The organism is Prevotella sp. P3-122 (genome assembly GCF_002251365.1).
GTDB lineage: Bacteria > Bacteroidota > Bacteroidia > Bacteroidales > Bacteroidaceae > Prevotella.
Map to the genome: position 1 here is coordinate 36,349 of NZ_NPJH01000044.1, position 25,268 is coordinate 61,616.

Sequence of the window (25,268 nt, forward strand, 5' to 3'; positions counted from 1 at the left end):
GGTAACAGTCAACATTTATCTATGATTTTTATATATGAGAATTGAGCAAAACAGCAACCACGAAACGCATGCCGGAAAATATCCCTTGGCTGCAGGCAGCCGGTTTCTCATCGTCCTGCTCTGTCTAATGTGCGGCGGCGCAGGAGCGCTGGCGCAAAGGGTTCTTACCCTTGACAGTTGCCGTTCGCTCGCCTTGAGAAACAACAAGCAGCTGAACATATCGAAACTCAGCAGGCAGATGGCCTCGCAGACGAGAAAGGCAGCCAGGACAAAATACCTTCCCAAGGTTGCGGCTACTGGCACATACCAGTTTACTTCGCGCGAGATATCCATACTGAACAATGCCGACAAGACCGCCCTCAGCAACATGGGTACCAGCGTCGGCACGCAGTTTGGCAGTAGCGCTAAGGCCATCATCGGCGAGCTTACGCAAAACGGAGTTATCACCCCCAGCCAGGCACAGGTATTCGGGGATATTCTTGGCAAAGCCGGCACATCCATGACTGACGGCCTGAACAAGGTTGGACAGCACATCCGCGATGCCTTCGACACAGATACCCGACATGTCATGGCTGCCGACATACTTATAACACAGCCCATCTATACCGGAGGAGCCATCACAGCAGCCAACAACATTGCCAGACTCAGCGAGGAGCTTGCAGCCAACAACATAGACTCGCACAGGCAGCAGACCATCTACGACACCGACCAGGCATACTGGACTGTAGTATCGCTAAGACAAAAGCAGAAACTTGCCGAGAGCTATCTTGCATTAGTAAGCAAGCTGCACGCCAACGTGGAGAAGATGATTGCACAGGGTGTAGCCACTAGGGCCGAAGGCCTGCGAGTGGCAGTAAAGGTCAACGAGGCCGAGATGGCAAAGACAAAGGTTGATGACGGCCTGACCCTTGCCCGTATGCTGCTCTGCCAGCTCTGCGGACTTGACATCAGCAAGGGCATAAGCCTTGCCGACGAGGATGCCGAAGTACTACCATATCCACCTGCCGTGGTCTCTGCCGACATGCAAATAGCCATGGACAACCGTCCCGAACTGCGAATGCTTCAGAATGCCATTGACATCAGCAAGGAAAACACGAAGTTGATTAGAGCTGCCTATCTCCCCAAGGTGGTGGCAATGGGCGGATATATGATATCCAATCCCTGCCTGTTCAATGGTTTTGAGCGTCGCTTCTCCGGTATGTTCCATGCCGGAGTGATGGTGCAGGTTCCTGTATGGTCATGGTTTGAGGGACGCTACAAGATGAATGCCACCAAGGCTGCAAGCAGCATAGCACAGATGGAGCTGGAGGACACCGAGGAAAAAATAGAGCTACAGGTAAACCAAAACATATTCAAGACTACGGAGGCCGACAAAAGGCTGGTCATGGCGACCAAGAACACTGAGAGCGCAGAGGAGAACCTTCGATGCGCCAACATCGGCTTCAAGGAAGGTGTAATGAGCACTACCGATGTCATGGCGGCACAGACGGCATGGCTCGAGGCCCGCTCAAGGAAAATCGACGCAGAGATAGACGTCCGTCTCTCTCGCACAAACTTACAGAAGTCGCTCGGCACACTATGCTGCGAGCTGAACTATTAGCCCACAACAAAAATCAGGTTATTTAAAACAACAACAAATCATGTCAGAGAAAACACAACATAACAACATACTGCTTGCCGTACTTGTTTTTACGGCGGTGGTTATTATCGTCGCCCTTATAGGCTTCCTTACGTTGGGCAAGGAGGACAATGTGATACAAGGCGAGATTGAGGTAAGCGAATATCGGGTATCGAGCAAGCTTCCGGGACGTATTCTTGAGATTAGAGTCGTAGAGGGCGATTATGTCCATGCTGGCGACACACTTGCCATACTTGAGGTTCCTGAGGCAGAGGCTCAGAAGCGTGCTGCCGAGGCTACGCAGGGAGCTGCGCAGGCTGTCAGCGACATGGCAGAGGCAGGAGCCCGCAAGGAACAGATACAGGCAGCATACCAGCTATGGCAGCAGGCATCGGCGGCCTGCGACATTGCAGAAAAGAGCTACACCCGCATACAGAACCTCTTCAACGAGGGGGTGATGAGCGCACAGAAACGTGACGAGGCACTGGCTGCATACAAGGCTACCGAGGCCCAGATGCACGCTGCCAAGAGCCAGTACGACATGGCGAGGAACGGTGCGCGGCGTGAGGAGAAAAAGGCTGCGGCACAACAGGCACTTGCTGCCAGAAGTGCCGTAGACGTAGTCAGCTCGCTGCTCAGGGAAACCGTGCAGGTAGCCACAGCTGATGGCGAAGTTTCAGATATCTATCCCAAAGTGGGCGAGCTGGTAGGAACCGGAGCCCCCATCATGAGCATATCTCTTATGAATGACATGTGGGGAACCTTCAATGTCAGGGAAGACCAGTTGGGCGGCCTGAAGGTTGGCGACATTCTAACAGCATACTCTCCTGCATTCAACAAGGAGATACGCATGAAAGTATTCCACATCAAGGACCAGGGAGCCTTTGCCGTATGGAAGGCCACCAAGGCAACAGGGCAATACGACCTGAAGACCTTCGAGGTTAAGGCAAGGCCACTCGAGCCATTCGAGGGACTGCGCCCCGGCATGTCGCTTATAATAAGAAAATAGCAGCTATGCTAAGACGCATCCTGCACATATCCCGGCGTGAGGTGGGGTTACTAATTGGTAACCCCATATACATGTTCTGCATGGTGCTGCTGCCAGGCTTCGTCGTAGTGTTCTTCACCACCATGATGGGAGCTGGACAACCTAAGTCGATGCCTGTGGGCGTGGTAGATGCCGACAACACATCAACAACACGCACCCTGACGCGCAAGCTCGACTCCTTCCAGTCTACAGCCGTTACAGCCCATTATAATTCAGTGACTGAAGCCCGAAAGGCCATGCAGCGCAACGAAATCTACGCTTTTATTTATTTTCCGGCACATACTATCGACGAGCTGTTGTCTTCCCGTCAGCCAAAAATATCCTTCTATTACAGCAATGCCTGCATAACGTCGGGCTCGCTGCTGTTCAAAGACCTTAAGACTATTGCTACGCTTGGCTCGGCGGCAGTAGGCTCGGCCACTCTGTCTGCCATGGGCAAGACCGACAGCGAGATAGCCACTTTCCTGCAGCCCATCATCATAGACTTACATCCCATCGGCAATCCCACCACCGACTATAATGTCTATCTGAGCACATCGTTGATTCCAGCCTGCCTGATGCTGTTCATATTCCTCATAACGGCATACTCCATAGGCACAGAGCAGAAGTTCGGACGCTCGCGCGAGTGGCTTGCCATGGCGGGCGACAACATCGGCATAGCCTTAGCGGGTAAGTTGTTGCCGCAGTTTGCCGTATTCGCAACCGTCATGTGCTCATACCTTATATATATATATGGTAGCCTCGGCTTTCCCAACGCCGGCGGACCAGTGGTGACACTGATATTGGGCATTCTCGCCGTATTGGCAGCACAGGGGTTTGGCACATTCGCCTTTGGTGTAGCTCCATCCCTTCGCATGTCTATGAGCATCTGTAGCCTGTGGGCCGCCCTCAGCTTCTCCGTCATGGGAGCAACCTTCCCCATATCGGCCATGCCTCCTGCTGTGGAGGCCTTGACCTACCTGTTCCCTATGCGGCACTATTTCGCTATATACCAGTCGTGTGTCTTCGGGGGCAGCAATCCTGCCGACGTTTGGCCAGACTTCATGTTCCTGTTACTGTTTGCCATTAGCCCCATCGTAATGCTGCACCGCATCGGAAAAGCGACAAGGGAATGGGTATATATGCCATAAACCAATGGGCGAACTACCAATCAAAAAGATTTCATATTATGACAAACAATAGCCATACGCCACATCACCATAGCCTCGCAAGTATCATCAGCGAGGGTCTGCATGACGTTTTCCACATCTGTGTGCAGGAGCTCAGGCAGACGTTTCGTGACGAGGGTATGCTCATATTCTTTATCCTCGTACCATTAGCCTATCCCATACTCTACTCATGGATATATCAGGAACAACTTGTCAGGGAGGTGCCCGTCGTTGTTGTCGACGACAGCAACAGCAGCCGTAGCCGGGAGTTCACGCGTCTCTTCGATGCCTCGCCTGATGTTGCCGTGGTGGCCCGTTGCACAGACATGGCTGAGGCCCGTAAGGCTGTTGGCAGACAGGAAGCTTTTGGCATCATCCGCATACCATCGTCATTCGCCACAGACATCGCACGTGGCAAACAGACAGCAGTAGCCCTGTATTGCGACATGAGCATCATGCTCAACTACAAGGCCATCTTGCAGACGGCAACGGCTGTTGCTGGAGACATGAATGCTGGAATACAGATATCACAGTCGGGCAACACCACGGCACGGCAGGACGAGATAACGACCAGGCCACTCGACTTCGAAGAGGTGGCTCTATTCAATCCCACGGGAGGATATGCCGACTTCATACTCCCGGGAGTACTCATACTGATTCTTCACCAGACGCTACTGCTTGGCATCGGACTTGGTGCAGGAACAGCAAGGGAGCAAAACCGATATGAGGACCTCGTGCCAGTTAGCCGCCACTACAACGGCACCTTCCGCATTGTCATGGGCAAGGCTTGGTGCTATTTCATGATCTATCTTGCCGTAGGTGCTTACGTCATACTTGCCGTGCCAAGCATGTTCGGGTTCCTGCAGCTGCTTAGCGTAGGGCCCCTGCTGGCTCTGATGACCCCATTCCTTCTGGCCACGATATTCTTTGGCATGACCATATCATGCATTGTCCGCTACCGCGAGAACATTCTCCTTATAGTAGTGTTTACCACAGTGCCCCTGCTGTTCCTTTCGGGCATGTCGTGGCCCCAGAGCGCAATGCCTGGCGCATGGCAGGCCGTGGCGGGATTATTCCCGTCTACATTCGGCATAAGAGGCTTCATCAGGCTCAACACCATGGGTGCCACACTTCAGGACATCCGCACGGAATATATAGCTCTGTGGATTCAGACCGTAGCCTATTTCCTTGCGGCTTGCGCAGTATACCGTCATCAACTGAGAATGACAAGACGGCATGAGGCAGAGGAATGCACAGGAACGGAGGCATAATGTTAAAGTAATTTTAAACTCTCCATATAGTCTTGACTCGTCCCTTAGGGCATAGCTTATCTTTGCAGGCGAATTCAAACCAAACAGAAATCGCGCGATTGAGAAATGAGAAAAAGAACTAAGTAGGGTGTCCAGTTTGTTGTACCCAAAATGAAACCTATGTTGTTCCTGATTTACTCAGACTACTTGCTCGCAGAAAATACTGTGTCCAGCACGCGCTGTAAGCGCAGAAGCGCATAGCCCAGGGTAGAGCGAAGCGGCACCCTGGGTTATTTCATGGAATTGATGGTCGCCCTGCTAAGGGCAAAAGCGTAGATAATGGCAGGACAGATAACGCTTTTGCGCTTACAGCGCGCAGGGACAACAACCCACTACACCCAGGGTGTCGCTACGCTTTACCCTGGGCTATGTGCTTTTGCGCTTACAGCGCGACCATCACCTATATGAACTTCAGAATTAGGATATTCAATTTTTGTACATCAAACTGTACACCCCACCTATTATATATATTTTTAGTGTGTGCCAACTATTTTTGTTTTAGGCATTTCCCGGTTGCGCTTGTTCACCACCGTCACCACACTTTGCGCCAGACTCAGGAAGGCCTGTCCCATGACGGTATCGCTGTCAGCCGCCGATGGTTTTCCGGCATCGCCATTCTCGCACACGCTCTGCACTACGGGCAACTGCGCCAGCAAAGGCAGTCCCATATCCTTGGCAAGGTTCTTGCAACCGTCCTTTCCGAAGATGTAGTATTTATTCTCTGGCAACTCCGCAGGCGTGAACCACGCCATGTTCTCCACGAGGCCGAGCAATGGCACGTTCACCTTTTCGTTGCGGTACATGTCGATGCCCTTGCGTGCGTCGGCAAGTGCGACCTGCTGAGGAGTACTTACAATAATGGCTCCCGTAATGGCCAGCGTCTGCAGCAGGGTGAGATGAATATCTGATGTTCCGGGCGGTGTGTCGAGGATGAAATAGTCCAGCTCTCCCCAGTCAGCATCTGCAATAAGCTGCTTCAGAGCACTCGTAGCCATACCTCCACGCCACAGCGTTGCAGTATCGGGGTTTACGAAGAAGCCTATGGAGAGCAGCTTCACACCATATTTCTCTATTGGCTCAATGAGCTGTCGGCCGTCTTTCTCCACAGCGCATGGTCGCTCACTCTCCACTCCAAACATCTTTGGTACCGATGGACCAAAGATATCGGTGTCAAGCAGACCTACCCTATAGCCTAACTTTGCCAGTGCCACGGCAAGGTTAGCCGAAACAGTACTCTTCCCTACTCCACCTTTTCCGGAGCTCACGGCAACTATGTTTTTCACCTGTGGCAGCAGCTTGCCTACCTCTGGACGTGGCTTTGAGCGGAACTCTGTGGTAATCTCCACCTCCACATCCTTGCCCACATGATAGTGTATGGCAGCCTCCGCGGCCTTGAGGGTAGACTTCAGGAAAGGGTCTGTCTCACGCGGGAAGACAAGAACTATCCTTACCTTCATACCATCAATGGACGGTTGGTCGGCGAGCATCTCGCTCTCAATGAGGTTCTTCTTCGTACCAGGATACATCACGGTAGCCAGGGCGTCTGTAATTAGTTTTGGATATAATGTCATGATTATAGGGTTTACATTATTGGTGTTTCCTGTTAGCTTTTTTATGTTTTGCAAAATTACAACTTTTTTCGGACATGACGGCAAACTGGGGTGAAAAAAGAAAATATGTACCAGTTTACAAGCTTTTGGAGGGAAAACACAAGGCAATATGGATAAAAAACCGTACATTTGCAAAAAGAAACCAAAAACCATAAAACTAACGATTATAAACCAAACATGAATAATAGTATCCTATCACAGACTTTATTCCTAATGAAAGCAGCCCTTACAAAGGCCGCTACAATGACAATGCTCATCGTCCTACAACCCTGTAGCTCTACGGCTAAAGATATCGTATGGTACGATGGCAACGCACCCGTGGCCTACCGTATATGCGAGAAGCCATCGCCTGTGGTGGAGATTGCCCTTGAGATGTTCGAGGACGACATGGCAGCAGTGACAGGACACAAGGCGCATGCAAGGAAGACTGCCATAGTAGAGATATTCCAGCTTGACCGGCTAACCAACAAGGAGATGAGGGAACTCGACAAGCGAAAGATAAAATACACAGACATCATAACACGAAAGGATGCCTTCACCATAAGCACCTACAACGGCAAGATTGTCATCATCGGAAGCAACGGCCGTGGCACGGCATACGGCATACTGGAGTTGTCACGCATGGCAGGCGTATCGCCATGGACAGACTGGGGCGACATCATACCTGAGAGGAAATCAACGCTTTCACTGCCCGACGGCTTCCTCACCCGGCAATGGCCGTCGGTGGAATACCGTGGAGTGTTCATCAACGATGAGGACTGGTCGTCACGCGTATGGGCCAAGAACATCTCTGGCAAGCACGCCAAGGATGGTGAGATGGGACCTCCTTTCTACCGCCGTCTGTTCACCCTCCTGCTGCGTCTCCGGGCTAATGCTTTCTGGCCAGCCATGCACGAGGGTACTACAGCCTTCTTCAAAGTGAAGGGTAACAGGGAACTGGCCGACTCCTGCGACATGGTGGTAGGAACATCACATTGTGAGCCTATGCTGCGCAATAATGTCGGTGAATGGGACGAGAAAAAGCGTGGTGCATTCAATTTCATCACCAACCGACACAACGTCACCGAATACTGGAGCGAGCGACTGCGCGAGACGGCATCAATGGATGCCCTATACACCATTGGCATGAGAGGCATTCACGACGGCTCCATGCAGGGTGTGAAAACAGCCGAAGAGAAGCTCAATGGCCTGCAGAGTGTCATTGACGAGCAACGGAAGCTCATGCACAAGCACCTCGGACGCAAGCCTGCTGACATTCCGCAGGTGTTCGTGCCATACAAGGAAGTATTGGAAATATATGAGAACGGGCTCCGCGTGCCCGACGATGTAACGCTGATGTGGTGCGACGACAACTACGGCTACCTCACCCGCCTCTCCGACAGCCTGCAGCAGAAACGCAGCGGAGGCGCAGGAGTGTACTATCACCTGAGCTATTGGGGACGTCCTCACGACTACCTGTGGCTTACCACCACACAGCCAGGACTGATATGCAATGAGATGAAGACAGCCTACGACCACAACGCACGCCGCCTGTGGATACTGAATGTCCATGACCCGAAAGTTGCTGCCTACGGAATGAGCCTGTTCCTCGATATGGCATGGAACATCAACTGCGTCTCGCCATCGACCGTCGGCAACCATCTGCACGCATGGCTCGCACAGCAGTTCGGACAGGCTGCCGCCAGCAAGCTGTTGCCGGCCATGAAATCCTTCTACCGCCTGTGCGGCATACGCAGACCGGAATTCATGGGATGGAGCCAGGTGGAGCTGGACAAGAAGAAATACAACCGCGGCCTGTCACCGATGTCCGACACTGAGTTCGCTGCCGACGAGTTCGGCAACGAGCTTGAGCGTTATCTTAACAGCTATGAGGACATAAAGGCACAGGTGGCAGAGGCTGAGAAGCTTATACGCCCCGAACTGGCCGACGCCTTCTTCGCTGCCATCAAGTATCCCGTATTCTCTGCTGCAGCAATGGCTACCAAGACCCTGCAGGCACAGGAGGCACGCCACATAGGCCGTCCTGACTCGTTCAACAGCGACGAAGAGGCTCTCGACGCTGCCCTACGCAGCTACAACGCCTATCAGGAGATACTGTCGCTGACAGAATACTATAACAACCGCATGTCAGGAGGCAGATGGCGGGGCAGCATGAGTTGTGCGCCACGCAAGCTGCCAGTCTTCGGCGAGCCACTCTTTCCTGCCCCACTTAGCGAGGACAACAAGAACAGCCATGCGCCAGCAGCTCCTATAGAGACTAAGCTGCAGACAGACGGATGCATAGTCCGTAACGCCTGCCAATGGCATTCGGCATCAGCAGGAGCATATGTAGTGGATTTGCTCGGCCACAGCAACAAAGCAGTGGCTCTGCCAAAGGGAGAAAGCCTGACATACCAAATAAACACCACACGCACCGACTCCTGCGTGCTGAGAATAGCAGCCATCCCCACCCAGCCCAACGACAAAGGTGACTTGCGCTACTCTGTAACCATTGACGGCGGCGCACCAACGACATTCAGTCTGAAAGAGAAATTCCGCTCCGAGGGCTGGAAACAGAACGTCCTGCGTGGACAAGCAATCAGAACAATAGACACCAAACTCAATGCCGGTCCGCATACCATCACCATCACGGCACTTGACGACCACATCATCATAGACCAGTGGATGATTGACTATAAGCCAGAACGACAGTTCTATATGTTCCCGATAGAAATGCAGACTGGCTATTCTGCGGGGAAACAATAGAGGTAGGTTCTATAAATTATTCGGCAATAATGTCACTATGCGATTGAAGTTGGACGCGCGGCTTTCCAGAAGCCAAGGGCAAATTGGATTTTCCCCTGTATTCCTTAGGTAATACACCAAAAAACTTCTTGAAATGTTTTGTGAAGTAACTTGGAGAGGAGAAACCGGTTCGTTCTGAGATGGCAGAAGCCGAGAGCGAAGTAGTGCTTAGCAGGTGAGCAGCATGCTTCAGTCTAATAGTGATGATGAAGTCGCTGGGTGACAATCCTGTGATGCTGTGTATCTTTCGGTAAAGCGTCATGCGACTGGCGCACATGTCGCTACTGAATTGGTCTACGTTATAATTCTTGTCGGCAAGATGTTCCTCGACGAGTTTCTTCGCACGGGTAATAATTTCCTCGTCAATGGGCGAATAAGTCAATTGTGCCACCTCCTTGCTATCGTCATGCTGGAAATGTTGCATGGTGACCCTACGCTGTTCCTGTAGATGCCTTATTCGATTGAGCAGAACGGCAGGGCTGAAAGGTTTGGTGAGGTAGCAGTCTGCTCCCATCTTGTAACCTTCGAGTTGGTCTTCATCGCTGGTCTTGGCTGTAAGTAGGATTACGGGGATGTGACTGACATTCTCAGTGCCCTTGATACGGCGGCATAGCTCAAAACCATCCATGAGCGGCATCATGACATCGCTGATGATGAGTTCCGTATCGGGCTGTGCGGACAGTTGTTCCCAAGCCTCCTGCCCGTTACTGGCTTCGTTTACGTCAAACCCCTCGTCACGTAGTTGTTCGGCGATGAGTAAACGCAGTTCGAGGTTATCTTCTACAAGAAGTATGCTAGGGGTTATGCTGGTGTTGGATGTTTCTTCTTGCGCTGTAACAGAATCATCTTCAGCCCCATGCCCAGAAATTGAAGTTTGTGCAGCAGAGTCCTCGTTGATGCTGTGTTGCTCACACACCAAGGGTATCTCAAACCAGAAGTCGGAGCCCTTGCCCTCCTGACTCTCTACCCCCACATCTCCACCATGCAGACGCACCAACTCGCGAACCATGTGCAGGCCGATACCGCTTCCACCCTTTGAATTGATGTTGTCCGACTGGAAATAGCGGTCGAATATATATGGCACGTCGTTGGCCTTTATGCCTATGCCATCGTCTTTGACGTGCACTGTGAGTCGGTTGTTGTCTTCGGGTTTTATTTGCAACTCCAGCCAGACGTGTCCCCCTTCAGGTGTGAATTTCATTGCGTTGCTGAGCAGGTTCCATACGATGCGGTGCATCTTCTCATGATCAAATGCGGCATAGAGTGCCTTTTTGGGATGTATATAACATAGTTCAATATGTTTGCGTTGCGCTAAAGGTTGGAAAGTCTCTACGGCAGCCGATAGGAATTGCACCATGTCTGCATTGCGTGGCGAGATGTGCTCTGCACCCAATTCCATGCGACGGAAGTCAAGCAGCTGGTTGATGAGTTGTTGCAGTTCCAAAGCGTTACGCTGAATGCTCTCAAGTCGGTTGCGGTCTCGTTCTGAGAGCGATGATGCCGATGCCAACATCTGTTCTACGGGAACCAAAATGAGGGTAAGTGGCGTGCGCAGTTCATGGCTGACGTTGGTGAAGAAGCGGAATTTCAGTTCCGTGAGCTGCTCCTCCATTTGTGTCATGCGCTTGCGTTGTACGTGTTTGGAATATTGCTTGAATATTTCAATGATGACAGACAATGTCAATAGCAAGTATAGCGTGTAAGCCCAGCCTGATTCCCACCACGCAGGCAGACGGTGTAACCTGAAGACCTCATGCTCCACGTTCCAGATGCCCTGTCCGTTAGTCGCACGAACTTCCACTGTGTAGTCTCCTTTGGCGGGAGAGGTCAGTACGATGATGTTGCTGCCTATGGGCAGTTCCACCCAGTCCTTCGAACTTGAGCCGAAAAGACTCTTCCTCGTCAGACGGTAGGCAAACGGTACCTGTTCGGCCAGATGCTGTTGCAGCGTGGTGAGATGTAGTTCTACTACGTTGGCTTTGCTGTCAATGTCCATGTCTGACTGTTCAGGGCGGACGAAGTGCTTCTGTCCGTCAATGACAATGGTCGATACGCATGGTTTCGCGAGGCTCTTGTGCGATGCGCTGAAGTCAGTTGGAGAGATGTGGCAGTAACTATTCTCTTCGAGGATGCATATCGAGTCGCCTGGTGCAGACATCAGCTGCGTGAAATGATCCATGCGTATCATGGGATGGTTGCAGTACAATGTACGGTAGCCCTGAGTGGTCCGGTCCCATTCCTTAACATTGTCGCGTGTAAGAACCCAAACGTGTCCCTTGCCGTCCTGCCTGATATCGAGGATGCGCTTTCCGTTGGCATTGCTTACTGCGGCTATATATCGTGGAGCCTTGTCGATGATGCAGTTGTAGGTATAAACACGCCCGATGCTGGTACCTATGATGAGTGTGCCGTCGCTAAGAAGTGACATCGTCGAGCAAGTCTCGTATTCCTGCAACAGGGGGACAGCCTTTGTGTCACCTCGTCGTATCATGCAAAGTCCTTTCTGCCGGCTTTGGAAGAAAATGTTGCCTTGTCTGTCCTGTACGGCTCTAAGCACGTCTGGATGTTTCTGTCGGATTGTCTCCAGCAGATTGTCTTCGTCATGCGTCAGCACCTTGTGGCCAGCATATTTGCGGATGCCATTCTGGTATCTGGGTAGCATAAATGAATGACGCGATGCGCCCGACACCCATAGATTTCCGTGTTTGTCACTTGTGATATTAGTATAGTAATACTTGCCCTTTGGGAGTCTGTCGCTGATGGAGGAGAGGCGCAAGTTATTGTCAGCATCGATTTCATAGGCAAAAACACCTCCAGTGGTGACCACCCATAGGATGTTGGCATGACTGTCCAGTTCTATATCCATCACCTTGTCCATCCCGTCAAACTCCAAGCTCATCGTGGCAGGCTGAAGTTCTGTCGTAGCGCGGTTGCCTACCATGTTGGGGATGAATTTCACTATGCCCTTCCCCCATGAGCCAATCCAGTAACAGCCGTGGTCAACATCCTCGACCATACATTGCGGATCGACATCCTCCTGCATGACATAGGGGATGAAATCTTTTTTGTTAATGTCGTAGCGCCACATGCATCCGTTGCTCTGCGCCAACCATAAAGTGTGCTGACTGTCCTCCATGAACGCATTGACAAACTTGGGGCTTTTGCCACGTCCTCTGACATCAATCCTCTGCTTTTGCCGTCCGTCAGCATCAAGGTGAAACAAGGCTGTGCTGGTGGATAGCCAGATGGTGCCATCGGTCAGTGCGATAAGGGACTGTATGGGCACACGCTGCGTCTCCTCCACAGCGATACTGTGTATGCTGTAGTCCTTTTTGTCGAGCATGTACGCTCCTTGTGAGGTCGAAAACCAGATGTGTCCCTTGCCGTCCTCAGCAATGTCCATCACGTAGTTAGAACGTATCAGTTTCGGGTTTTGCTCATTCGCACAAAATGCATCAGTCTGGTAGCCGTTGTCACGACACAGGCCCTCCTCTGTACTGTACCATAGATAGCCTTCGCTGTCGAAAAAGAACATCGCAACGCTACCCCATGGAATGTTCTTGATACTGGGAATGTAGGTAACGATGTCATTCTCTTGTGCTTTGCAGCAAATGCTCATGAGCATACAGACTGACACCCATAACGCTCTTGTCCAACGGTTGGAAAACGATGCAAACATGTAGACAGATAACTTTTTAACCCTTTTGACGGTGGGAATTTATAGAACACCCCTTTACAACTTCAGTACTTTCTTCTCGTATGGCTTGAGGGCAGGAACGCTCACGCTCACCTCCTTGTTCTTTACATTCTTTATCGTGATGGTTTGTGGCTCACTCTCCGTAAGTCCGAAGTTCTCCACCTCCACCCACTGCAGCCCGTCCTTCTCGTAGGCAGCAGATGGCGAGAGGATGGCAGGATTATAGTTGACGTATTGCAGGCGGGCATAGCCCCACAGCAACTTGCCAGTCTTTGAGCGGCCAATGAGCTTTGGCGCCCATTCGTTGGCATCGATGCCACTACCCTTGCCGCTGAAAGTCACGATGAGGTCGCCGCCCTCCTGACGCGCCTTGATGGCCTTGGCGCCACGGCCGTAGTTCACCTCCTTGTAGCTGCCCAGTATAAGACTCTTCACGTCAACCTCCTTGGCAGGGTCGAAATCCTTCTCACCCCTGATGCGCAGTTCTATCTTCTTCGTCTTGGCCGTAATGGGCCCGGTGTTCAGCACCTCAAGCAGTAAGCCCTTGTTCATCGTGATGCAGATGTTCTTGCTGCTGTGCGTGTCGTTGGGCCGGTCCTCGTTCTTCAAGGTGTCTATCACGGCGAAGTTCATTTGGACGACACGCCCCTGCCCGTCCTGAAAGACCTTGGCACGCTCATATTTGAACCAAGGTTCGGCAACACCATCCTCATGACGTGAGAAGGCATAAGTGTAGGCCTCGCCTGGCTCTACAATCCAGTGGATGCCATCCAGCGAACGCTCGTACCAGGCTACGCGCCCCAGCCAGTCGTTGACTATTAGGTGGTACTGCAGTGAGTCGCGCCACACGACGGGGTCTTCAAAACGTCCCTCCACCTTGGGATAGACCCGCTCAGAGGTAATCTGCCGCCAGGGCTTAAGGCCGTCACGGCTTATCCACACACCGCCGCCACGGCACACCATCAGTCGGCTGCCGTCCTGACGGCGACAGAAGGTCAGGTTGCTTAGTCCCTCGATGATTCTGTGTCCACGCTGGTCAAACTCGAACTTGCCGAACATCCAAGGTCCTTCGGGCCTGTCGGCGATGTAGTAGCCGTCGATGGTATAGACTACAATGCGCCCGTCGTCCAGCACGTATGCCTCAGGGTTATGTCCCTTGCCGATGCTGTTCTGCACCTTGTATGGGCCGCCCAGCTGCTGACTCGTGGCGTGAAACACCGTGCTGTTCGGCCAGAACATGTGGCCCTTGCGGCTGTTCTCCGGCCATCCGCATACGTACATGTGGTACAGCCCGTCCTTACCCTTCAGGATGTTGCCACCCCAGAAGCTGACGTCATCCTGCTCGATGCCGTTGTCCACATAGCGCTGGCGTACCGCCTCGGCTCCCCAGTTGGCTCGTGCCGTGCGGCTCGGAGCCATAGCCTCGAAGCGGTCCATGTATCGTCCACCCATCACCAGCTTCTCCCATTCAGCAGGACGTTGGCGTTCCTCCACCTGAGCCTTGGCAATGCCAGATGTCATTATGCCAAATACAAGTAACAAAGCAAATCTTTTCATATTTCTTGCCACATTCTAATGTGTTTCTAATATTATTATGCAAAAATAAGCATTTATTTCTTTTTCATAAACACTTTTCTTCCTTTTTTTATTATGATTTGACTACTTGTGACCTGATAGTTGCTTATATTTCGGCCAAGCAAATCATACACCCTAACTGATTCATCATTCAGTTTGTCATCGGTTGCGGAAACAATGCCATTAATATCATCGACTACACAGACACGAGCCTCGGTCATGCTGTTCCATGTGCTCGTGCTAGCGCAATTGCAATAGATGCGTACGTAGCGAGCCTTGGTGACATCGAAAGTGTAGCGTTCCACCTCGTTGGTCATACCACTGCTTGTTTCGTCCATGTCGAGTTCTGTCCATGTCATGCCATCTATGCTGCATTTGATGTCGAAGTAATTCACTCGGGTATTGCCAAGATACCATGCCAAGTCAACGGCATAGATATATTGCACGCTGCCCAGGTCGAACTGTATCCATTGCATCTTGCCCTCCTGGCTCCAACGTGTGCTCAGCTTGCCGTCAATGACATTTACTGCCGGATTACCACTCTGTGCACCTATTGCCGTTACACTCTTGATAGTCTTGTTGGCATAGAAGGGCACGGTATTGACAATCATGTTGTTGTAGTCATCCGTCATCGCCACGCCATCCACACTTAGCAGGCCGGTCACGGTCAACGTGTATCGTCCGTAGTCGAGAGGTTCGCTCAGATTTATAGTGACGGTACCCGTTCCGTCGTGCGTAACAGAGGCAATGTCCATCGGTGCGCCATCGAGCAGATAGTGATTCTCGTACTGCAGCTCCTTTTCGTCAGGAAGTTGGTTCAGTCGGAACTGTATCGTGCTGGCATTCGCCATCGTTGCTGTAGTGACGCGTAGCGGCAATGCACTCTGCTCGCCCACAGCGTAGCGGCTCATCTCGGCTGCAGCCAGCAGGAAGGCACCCACGCCAAAGTCTGCCGTCTGACTTTCACTGATGTATGTGCCTGGGGCCGCGTTCGAGCCGATGGGTTGTACATAACCTACCAAGCCATTGTCTTTCAAGGCAATGTTCGTGAGATACTGCCAAGCATGCTGTAACACGGCACCATACTTGCTTTCGTCGAGCAGGCCGTTGTTAATGCCCCATGCAAAGCCAAAGGTGTTGAGCGCAGTTCCGCTTGTCTCGTAGCCCGGGGCGTATGGTTCGTCGAGAAGCGAACGGCACCAGTAACCATTGCCCTGCTTGTCCATACGCTGGCAGGAAGCCAGACTCTCGGCAAGTCTACGATAATAGTGTATGTACTCCTCACGGTGAGCATCCGTCTCGGGCAGTTCGTCCAGCACGCGAGCCAGAGCGGCAAAAATCCATCCGTCTCCTCGTGCCCAGAAGTCCTTATTGCCAGAAGCAGTCGTATGCTCAGGGTAAATATAGTGGCGGTCGCGATAGTAGAGGCCTGCTTCTTCATCCCACATAAGGTCGGTGCCCCATCGCCAGTACTCATACATCTTGTCCAGGTATAGCTGGTTGCCCGTGATGTTGTAGAGCTTGGTCATGATGGGCAGTACCATGTAGAAACCATCCACCCACCATAGGTAGCCGCTTTCGTCGGTGCTAATCTGGTATTCCATTACTTCTCTGGCACGTGCTATCTTTTCCTTACCACCCAACAGATTGTAAAGATCGGCATAAATCTGGAAACAAATCTGGTTATCTCCGAAGAGTACATAGTCGGCCGACTCGCCATATCCGAATTTCCAAAGGCTCTTGTCCGTACCCGTCTGTCCCCAGTAGTTGTTGCGTTCCGCCCATGCCACCGAGTAGTCCAGATACTGCTGCTCGCCCGTCACCTTGTAGGCCTCCATGTTGCCGGTGTGGTACACGGCACGATTCCAGAAATGGTCGCCATGTGTGGGATGCCCCTGTTGCCAATACATGTTGGCTTTGTTGAGCAGAGCTATAACATCGTCCTTCAGCGGCAGATCTTCCTTCCACGATGTCTCTACGATGGGATGGTCTATGGTTTCCTTGAAACGGTCGAGTGCATCGAACCAATCTTCATCGCAAGTATACGTGCCTTGTGGAAAGACACTCCATCCACCACCAAAGTAATAGGTCAGTTCTGTGCCTGGCTGATAGTCCACCGTCACGCAGAGATGGTGGTCGATGACCTGCGTCCTGGTCCCTTCTGCCGGCACGTAACAGCCTTGATAGAAGCGGGCTCCTGTACTCGTCACCGAGCCTTCGCTCTTATTCTCGGCCCATCCTGCCACGCCGGGTGTCTCCGTATAGGCTATGCCGTCAGTTTTTACACTCGACATATCGGTGTGCTGGTAGAGCGCTACGGCCAGCGTCATGGGTTTCCCCGTACCCGCCTTGACGGGGGTATAGCACACCGTAGCCTTATTGAGCAGACTTCCTGCAGTGGTGCTGACGGTCAGCGTTTTGGTATAGCTAACGCCGTCTACCACGATGTTGTTGTAGGTCAGCGTGAACGAACTGCCCAACGCTCCATTTTCGTTTACCACACATTTGTCGTGAGGTGCATGTACCACCAGTTTGCCGCCAACGACATGGCTTACACCACCAGCGCCAAGGCGCTTGCCATTCACACTGAAGGCATCCACGCCATACTCGCTTTCGCTGTGGTAGTTCGACAGACTGTACATTGCATCCACAATATTCTCGCTCTTCTTCTTGGCCCAAATGTCCACTCCATTGCCCGTGTTGGGTTCCTTCTGTAGAAGTACCGACGAGTACATACGATAGGCGCTGCGGTCGTTCTCCCACGCTATGTCGCTCCGACTCGATGGCGACTTGATGGCTGCATAAGTCAGCTTCTTGGGTGCCTTCCGCGTACCGTCTGTCAGTTCGTACCCCATTGTGCTACCATGTGCTATTGAGCACTGGAAGCGTATGCCGTGTTGCCCGCACAGCTCGAATGGAATTACTTTTCCGTCTTCACTACTCAGCGTCATGGCGTTGAGTTTGTCTGTTCCCGGAATCTGCACCTCCACCGTCTCGTTCTGCCGGGCAAATCCCAATGCGTTTTTCAGACGAAAACTATAAACGTTGGCCAGCACCTGCTGAGCCGGTGCACAGGTCAGTACGACAAATGAAAGTAAAGAATAAATGCGTTTCATTATTATGTATCAAATATGTGTCAGAATGTTGGTGTGCGCGCTCTTCCCACGTCAATACCTGAAGGGCTCGCTCTTGACGTAGACCTTGTAATCCTTGATGCTCTCCGGTGCTCCTTCCTCCATACGAGGCAAAATCTGGAAGCCAGTGACCGTCTGGTCCTGATTCATGTCGATGATGATGTGATGAGGGAAGGGCACGCCACGGTTGGTGCTCCAGAAGGTGCTCTCCTGCAGGTCGAAGACCTTGTCGGCATTCTTGTTGCCTGTCGTCACATCCTCGTCGTCAGCATAGGCCACTGACCATGGCTCACGAGAAAGCCGTTTCCCATTGGCATCAAGCAGATACAACTCAGATATGCAGCAGTATTCGCGATTCCAATGACTGTTGAGCGCCTCTATACAGAGGTATCTTCCGCTCACGGGTTTGTCGAATCTTACCTCCTGCCATCCGTTTCCACTCTTCAGCGTTCCTGCATGTATGGGCTGTTCTCCAGACAGGTCGAGTGTCTGTCCCTGCAGTCGGTGAGTCTGTGGTCCTTCCAGTTTGAGCCTGTCTATGACTGGTTGCCGCAGCCCCTCTATGACAGGCTCACGTGGTCCGGTTACGTCCGTCACTATGATTTCGTTCTCCCCCTTCTTCAACCAGCATCCTGGCATGTAGAGTGTCTGTTGTGGTCCTATCTGCCAGAAACGGCCAATGGCATGTCCGTTGACATAGACTTGTCCCTTGCCAAACTTCTCCATGTTGATAAAGGTGTCGCCAACCTTGTTCAGCCTGAAGGTTGCACGGTAGTTGCCACGCACACCTTGATTTTTTTCGCTGACAGGCTCGTACTTCATCTGAGCTTGCGCCCGATAGTCATCGGGCAGACAGAATATCTGCCAGTCACGAAGCTCTATATCTACAAGTGAGTTGTCAGACAGCGTATATCTCAGTTCCACTTTTTCGGTGATGCCTTTGAAGTCCTTGATGGCGCGTCCGAAGTTGATGCGTCCCAATGCCTCCACATAGATATCAAGCACGTCACCCACGTGAAGGGTTGGCATGTGCACGGTCGATTCCCGGCGGATGCGGTCTATTTTGCCTATATATCTGCCATTGACAAAGACCTGCGCATAGTCGTGTGCCTCGGTCACTTTCAGTATACTCTCGCCATCTATGGCCTGTGGTATAGTGGTGCGATAGAGTAAGCATCCCCACCCCATGTCCATATCCTCGAATGTCTTCAGCGGGCCGCTCTTCTGCGATGGTTCAGGAAGATTGCTGTACAGCGGAGCTACCTCGCTGAATTTCACTTTAGGGATGCTGATAGTAGGATATGCCTTGGGTAAGGGCGGAAGCCTTCTCCCCTGGTTGTATTTTGCCATCACGTCGCGCAGTTCATGGTATTTCGGAGTGGCCTGTCCCGCCTCGTTGATAGGTGCATCGTAGTCGTAGCTCGTCACGTCGGGCGCGAAGCCAGGCGAGTTGGCACCCGCCCAATGACCCCAGCTCGTTCCGCCATGGGTCATGTAGAGCGAGAAGCTGATGTCTCGTTCCAGCATCTGGCGTATGCCCTCAACCATGGCATGTGAGCCTCGAGTCTCATGGCGTCCGCCCCACTTGTCAAACCATCCGCTCCAGAACTCCGAGCACATCAGTGGCCCATCGGGACGCAACTGGCGAAGTGCGCGAAACTCATTGTCGATGTTGGCACCAGTGCCAAAGTTCATAGTCCACAGGAGGTCGTCCAGTCCGTTGCGGGTGAAATTGGAACTCCAGTCGCACTGGAAGAGCTTCACCTTGTCGAAGCCGCTCTCACGGATGATGTCCCTCACCTGGCTGACGTAAGCTTTGTCTTCGCCGTAGCTGCCGTATTCGTTCTCGACCTGCACCATGATGATAGGTCCTCCCTTGTCTATGGTAAGGTCGCCAACCTGTTCGGCTACCTTCTGCTCAAACTTTGTCAGTCGTTCGATGAAAAACGGATCCTGCTCGCGCAACCGTATGTCCTTCTTCTTGAGCAGCCACCATGGTAGTCCGCCCATTTCCCATTCGGCACAGATATAGGGGCCTGGGCGCAGTATGACCTTCATACCATTCTTTTGTGCCAACTTGATGAAGGCACGCAGGTCGTTGTTGCCAGTGAAGTCGAATTCGTCCATGCGTTGCTCGTGGATATTCCAGAACACGATGACACAAAGCGTATTCATGCCTAACGCCTTGCACATCTTGATGCGCTGTTCCCAATACGGACGCGGTATGCGAGGATAGTGCACCTCGGCAGCCTTCACCACAAAGGGTTTGCCGTTCAGTAGGAACGCCTTGTTCCCGAACTCAAAACTACCCGACTTATTGTCTGGTACAGCCGTAGCGCAGAACAATTGCGACGAGATGGTCAGAAGTGCTGCAAGCAGCAAAATAGAACGTTTTATCATTGTTGTAATACTGTCTTATCTACTTTAGCAAGTAGTAAAGAGGAGATAAAGAGGAGATAAAGGGAGATAAATGACGTATGCTTTACTATTGTCTTCGTCGATTCTTTAGCTGCACTCGGCATAGCTCAAACGAGTTTGGCTCTGCTCTCGTTTGCAAAAGAATTGTCTTTAAACTCCCTAAATCTCCTTATAAATTCTTCTAACTCCCTATAAAATAACTTCTCATATCTCCTTTTTACTACTTTTGAAAATTTGAGTTACTTTACAAGAACCTTTCGTCCGTTGACGATATTGATGCCCTTTCTGAGTTTGCTCAGCTTGCGGCCATTAAGGTCATAGATGCTTGTTTTGCCGCTGACAAGTGCCTCAATAGGTTCGATGGCTGTGTGATTATCGTCGAGGTAATATGTCTGCTTGGCATCCTGTCCCGCCAGTGTAAGGTAGGCCGTATTGGCATCCAGGTTATAGATTGTACCCTCACACTGGTGGAATGCCGTCACGCCATCCACGGTTGTAAGCGTATAGTTGCTGGTGCCCAGTCGCAGGCTCGTAGCAGAAAGCACTCCCGTCAGATAGTCGGCAGAGTAGGTGTTCTGCGAAGCTGTGCCGTAATCCTCGAGCACGATGCTCTGTGGCGAGTTGCTATATATTATATAAGGTGTATTGGCTTCGATGACCGTCTCCTCACGCAGCGTCAGCATGTCGCCCTCTGTGCCAGCCACGCTGTATGCCGTAAGGCCTTCGGGAATTTTGGCCTTGAAGGATACTATGATTGTGCTGTAGCGCTCAGTGCCGTCTGTTTTCACGTCAACCACGGCTTTCTGTGCATCGGCAATGGACATCTTGTAGAACGAGCCTGAGGTATACACCCCATTGTCCGAATTGCTGCTGTTGGCACTCACATAGTTATTGGCCGCAACGTTCCACAGGTACCAGTTGCCCTCGGTGCTCATCGCGTTTACGATGTATTCGCCTGCCTGTGCCTTGACTGTGGTGGTACGTATCTGCTGGCTGTTGCCACCATACACTGTACCGGGACAGAGATAGCGTACCTTGCCGTCCTTGTCCGTCTGGCTGAGGTTGTAGCAATCCTTCTTGCCGGCTACGGGAGTAAAGCAGAATGCCTGGGCATAGTTGGCATTGGCTGCTGCAAGGTATCGAATGCTGTAATTACCCTCATCCTCACGGTCGTTGATGTACGTCACAGCCTTGCCTCGTGCATTGAAGCCATCCGTCACATTGGTGATGGTAAAGCGCATCGTTGCTTCAGGCTGGTTCAGCTCAGGCATGGGCAGTATTGCTATCTGCATGATTGCTTCGTTGAGTTCGTCCAATGTGGCATCCTCCTTGTCAGCAATCTCCTTGTACGACTCAATACTACTCTTGAGCGTCTCAACGCTCTGGGCGTTGTATTGGAACGGCTTGTTGCCGATGTTCGCAGTGGGCACCTTATAGGCATTGGCCAACTGCCTCAGTCTGGCTTTGGCACTGGCAACATCCTCCTCGACAGTCAGCGTAGTAGGCTCATTCAGCAGATTTGTGTTGAAGAAGCGTACCCTGTAGGGCCACTGTTCGTGTGTGAGGTTGTCACCCCATCCACGGCACCAGTATGTGGTGGGCGCACCCGATACGATGAGCCACAGGTTTTTTGTTCCGGCAGGACATTCAAACTCCACTCGTATTTTGTTGTCCTTGAGCGTGGCGCGAGCCATATCGCCATATACACGTGTACCGTCGGTCTTCAGTGCCACAAAGCCAACTCGCCATCCGGCCGCCTCGGGCTTATAGCTGCGGTAGCCGCTTGTCTGTCCCATTCCCTCAAACTCGGCCACCAGCTTCTTCTGTGTGGCCGGCACGTTCAGCTTTATGGCATTGTTGCCGAAGTTCTCGGGGGCATTGCTCGGGCTAATGGTCCAGAACAGGTCATCCCCCTTGATCATATTCGCCTGGTTGCGCTTACCGATGGTGCCTGCACCTGCCGTGCGCAGGTGGTCGAAGTCGAATGTCGCCATGCGTGCGCCCATTTCCCACATCTCGTCTCCGAGCAGGCTCAACTTCTCGGCCGCCGTTCCTGTCATAGTGATGCGCATGTAGGTCTGCAGTGGATCCTCGGGGTCCTTGCACTCATTCCACAGGCGGCCTATGAAAGTCATATCCTTCTGCTTGTCCACCAGATAGTCCTGCATGAAGTAGTTCTCATAGCGCATGCCAACGTCCAGCACATGCTTGTGCATGTTGTTGAGTGAATTGTTGAGCCACTCGTTGCTGAATTTCTGCCCAGTATAGTATTGGTAAGCCATCCACTGTGCACACATCTCCCAGAAGCAGTTGCCGCCAGGACTGTTTGTCCAGTTGTACATCCATCCGTTCCAGTCTCCCTTGTCGCAGTGTACCTGATACTGGAAGCAGTGCCCCACCTCGTGAGCAGCCGTTTGTCCGCCACGAGAGCCGAAAGCCCAGCGCGAGAGCGTCAGCATGCCAATCTGGTTGTCGATGCCACTGCCATTGGCCTCCCATTCGTCCTTGTATTTCAACCTGATAATCATCTTGTACTTGTCTGTCTTCGACTTGCCCTCGTTCACTTTGATGAAACCCAGCTTGTCGGCATACAGTTCGAAATACTTGTCGCAGTTTGCAAGCACTTCTTCTACGTTTGAAGGTACGCTGCTGCCATAGCCTTTCTCCCAGTACACAATCCAATGCTTCGACTGCATGCTGCGCTCGTTGCACCACGTGTTGTCCGGATTGTTCAACGCATCTCCCTTACCCACGGCACTGCCGCTTTCGTACACACTTTTGTCAACAGCCTTCGTGGCCGTGGTGAGTGCGCTAAGGGCAGAGGCCAGTGCCTCGTCGCTCAATGCCTCGTCGTTCACTTGCGAGTCGGCCGTTGTGATGGCAGTCTGCAACTTGTCCCAGTTGGTCTGTCGGTAGACCACACCCTTCCACCAGCCAAGCACCTTTTGGGCGTAAGTCAATTGCTTGTCAAGTGCCTCATAGCGGGCTGCCGATGCCGTAGCCAGGGCGTTTGTCTCCTTAAGGGCTTTTGTAGCCTGCTGTATGGCCTCGTCGGATGCTTGTTTGTCGGCCAGCACATTCTTGGCCTCGGCCAGTACACTCGTGAGCTGAGCGCGCACCGAACTTTGCATTCTGCCCATCAGCAGTTCGTCAGCCACATTGCATTCTGCCTCTAAGTAACTGCGCAGGGCATTGGCATCAACACTGCCTAAATAATACAACGTGAAGTTGTCACACGTCAGCCAGTTGCCCGTAGCACCTTCGCTACGTACACCCACAGCCACTTCACCATCTTCCTGACCTACCGTGAAGTCAAGCGAGTAACTGTCCATGCGCGTGATAGCCGTCTTGTAGTTGCCAGCATAAAGCCAACCGCCCGTCTGTGCGCTTCCTGTGTTCTGCACGCTCCCGCTTCCGCTCTGCTGTATATGCAGGGCGTTGGCCGTGAGACGATACTTTCCTGTGGGCATTCCGCTTAGCTTCTGGTTCAGGTCTACATCCGAGATGCGACTGCCAATACCCGTCCACTTCTCCATATAATATGTACCCTGTTTCTTGGTGAAATTGCTATTCGATTGTCGTGACATGCCGCCCGTCGCCCATCCCTTCGTACCGTCCTCAAAGCTGGGATTCACTATGTAGCGGTCTGTTATATTCAGTGGATTCGTGGACGAAGCGTTTGCCCACTGGTACTGCTCCGTAGCAGCCAACAGCCTGTTGCGCATTGCCAATTGTTCAGTGAAGGAGGCAGTGCCGCCATCATATACGGCTTGTGCCTCGGCTATCAGCCCTTGCAGTGCGTCAAGACCGACACCCGCACCCGTGCCAGCTACCTTTTTGGCCTCGGTTAGAGCCTTGCCCAGGTAGTTGTGTACGAGGGTCAGTGCCTGAGCGTCGTCCGTCATGAATATCTTTACATAGTCCAACACAACCTTGGCCGTGTTGGCACTACCGCCATCCACAGCCTGCAGGCCCAGCTGCACCTTGCCGCTCGTCTGAGACGTCAGCGTGAAGGCTACCTTCTCAGTAGTCCACTTATTAAGGGGGAAACTGGAGACTTTCGACGTAGCTCCAGTGCCCGATGCCGGTATCCATGCCAGTTGGCTCTTGCCAGCAGTCTTGTCGCTGCCATTGTACCAAGCCGCACTGAGGTAGTAACTGCCATTGGGTAACGTCACCTCCTGACTGTAGAGGAGCGACACGCCCCACCCCGTACTCAGTGCCAGACAGCCCGCTGACCCGTCGTAGCCCGTGGCGGGTATACGTCCGCTGCCGTTGAACGTTTTCTTCGTGCCAAACGCATACGTACCCACGATGGTGTAGTCCACGTCGTGGTCCTGTGTCCAGCCTGGCACTTGTTTGATTTCCTTAACCACGTTGCCCGTAGCCTCCGCACCGTAGTTCAGTTCTGTGTCGAAGCCCCAGTTCTCGAGAAAGAGTTCTGTAACATCGGTGTCGGCCCAACTGTTTTGGCAGCCAATGGCTGCTGTCAGCCACAAGGCCAAGCGTAATAGTCCTTTTCCTGTTTTCATGTTAATATCTGTTTAGTTCGTTCTGGTTGCAAAATTAAGGTATTTCTTCTATTTGGACACTGTTCTTTTGTATCAAAGAATGGTAATATGGTATCATTTGGCTATATGCGAAAACACAATAAATGGTTGCCATAGGCAACTTTGCAGCACTATGACAACCATGTTGTTCTCACTTAGGTTTTAAGCGTAGTTTCCCTGACGGGAATGCCGCTTGTTACCACTCCTTGTCCCAGATGCTATGAGCCTTCACGTAGCTGTCTGTTCCATCGTCACCGCCAGTTCTGTCGTAGGTGGCATTGCCGTTGTTAACTATATTAGGTGCACTTGTGCACAACATGGCAGACTCTGAGATAACGCAGATGCGCAAAATGGGTGCTTTATACGTCTTTTTCAT

At 52.1% G+C, this 25,268-nt stretch carries 12 protein-coding genes; 5 read left to right on the forward strand and 7 right to left on the reverse strand.

What is annotated here, in order from left to right:
- Nucleotides 1–127 precede the first annotated feature (127 nt).
- From CIL02_RS08430 to CIL02_RS08445, 4 genes are read left to right on the forward strand one after another with little or no spacing between them, the layout of a single operon-like run.
- On the forward strand, nt 128–1,600 hold the full coding sequence (locus tag CIL02_RS08430; protein ID WP_094400850.1) for a TolC family protein: 1,473 nt from the start codon (nt 128–130) through the stop codon (nt 1,598–1,600).
- A 40-nt stretch (nt 1,601–1,640) separates the two neighbouring features.
- The gene (locus CIL02_RS08435) at nt 1,641–2,627 is read left to right on the forward strand and encodes an HlyD family secretion protein (protein WP_094400852.1); all 987 of its coding nucleotides are present in this window, start codon (nt 1,641–1,643) and stop codon (nt 2,625–2,627) included.
- A 5-nt stretch (nt 2,628–2,632) separates the two neighbouring features.
- A complete protein-coding gene (locus CIL02_RS08440; protein WP_094400854.1) occupies nt 2,633–3,796 on the forward strand; it encodes an ABC transporter permease in 1,164 nt (387 codons plus the stop codon).
- A 38-nt stretch (nt 3,797–3,834) separates the two neighbouring features.
- Nucleotides 3,835–5,085 (forward strand): ABC transporter permease, encoded by a 1,251-nt coding sequence (locus tag CIL02_RS08445; RefSeq protein WP_094400887.1) that lies wholly within the window; start codon nt 3,835–3,837, stop codon nt 5,083–5,085.
- Between the two features lie 512 nt (nt 5,086–5,597).
- Here CIL02_RS08445 and CIL02_RS08450 read toward each other — a convergent pair.
- Entirely contained in the window at nt 5,598–6,695 is a 1,098-nt protein-coding gene (locus CIL02_RS08450) for an Mrp/NBP35 family ATP-binding protein (RefSeq protein WP_094400856.1), read from the reverse strand.
- A 216-nt stretch (nt 6,696–6,911) separates the two neighbouring features.
- Between CIL02_RS08450 and CIL02_RS08455 the strand changes: the two genes are divergently transcribed.
- Nucleotides 6,912–9,479, forward strand: coding sequence for a glycosyl hydrolase 115 family protein (locus tag CIL02_RS08455; RefSeq protein ID WP_240513599.1), 2,568 nt, complete (start codon nt 6,912–6,914; stop codon nt 9,477–9,479).
- Between the two features lie 16 nt (nt 9,480–9,495).
- On the opposite strand, the gene CIL02_RS08460 is transcribed toward CIL02_RS08455, so the two are convergent.
- From CIL02_RS08460 to CIL02_RS08485, 6 genes are all read right to left on the reverse strand, one after another.
- Nucleotides 9,496–13,197, reverse strand: a complete 3,702-nt coding sequence (locus CIL02_RS08460; protein ID WP_094400858.1) for an ATP-binding protein — start codon at nt 13,195–13,197, stop codon at nt 9,496–9,498.
- Nucleotides 13,198–13,251: 54 nt separating this feature from the next.
- Complete coding sequence (locus tag CIL02_RS08465) at nt 13,252–14,772, reverse strand: glycoside hydrolase family protein (protein WP_141210176.1); 1,521 nt, start codon at nt 14,770–14,772, stop codon at nt 13,252–13,254.
- A 53-nt stretch (nt 14,773–14,825) separates the two neighbouring features.
- Complete coding sequence (locus tag CIL02_RS08470; RefSeq protein ID WP_094400862.1) at nt 14,826–17,906, reverse strand: glycoside hydrolase family 88 protein; 3,081 nt, start codon at nt 17,904–17,906, stop codon at nt 14,826–14,828.
- 51 nt (nt 17,907–17,957) lie between these two features.
- On the reverse strand, nt 17,958–20,324 hold the full coding sequence (locus tag CIL02_RS08475) for a beta-galactosidase (RefSeq protein ID WP_094400864.1): 2,367 nt from the start codon (nt 20,322–20,324) through the stop codon (nt 17,958–17,960).
- 257 nt (nt 20,325–20,581) lie between these two features.
- The gene (locus CIL02_RS08480; protein ID WP_141210177.1) at nt 20,582–24,874 is read right to left on the reverse strand and encodes a DUF6055 domain-containing protein; all 4,293 of its coding nucleotides are present in this window, start codon (nt 24,872–24,874) and stop codon (nt 20,582–20,584) included.
- Nucleotides 24,875–25,088: 214 nt separating this feature from the next.
- A complete protein-coding gene (locus tag CIL02_RS08485; protein ID WP_094400868.1) occupies nt 25,089–25,268 on the reverse strand; it encodes a hypothetical protein in 180 nt (59 codons plus the stop codon).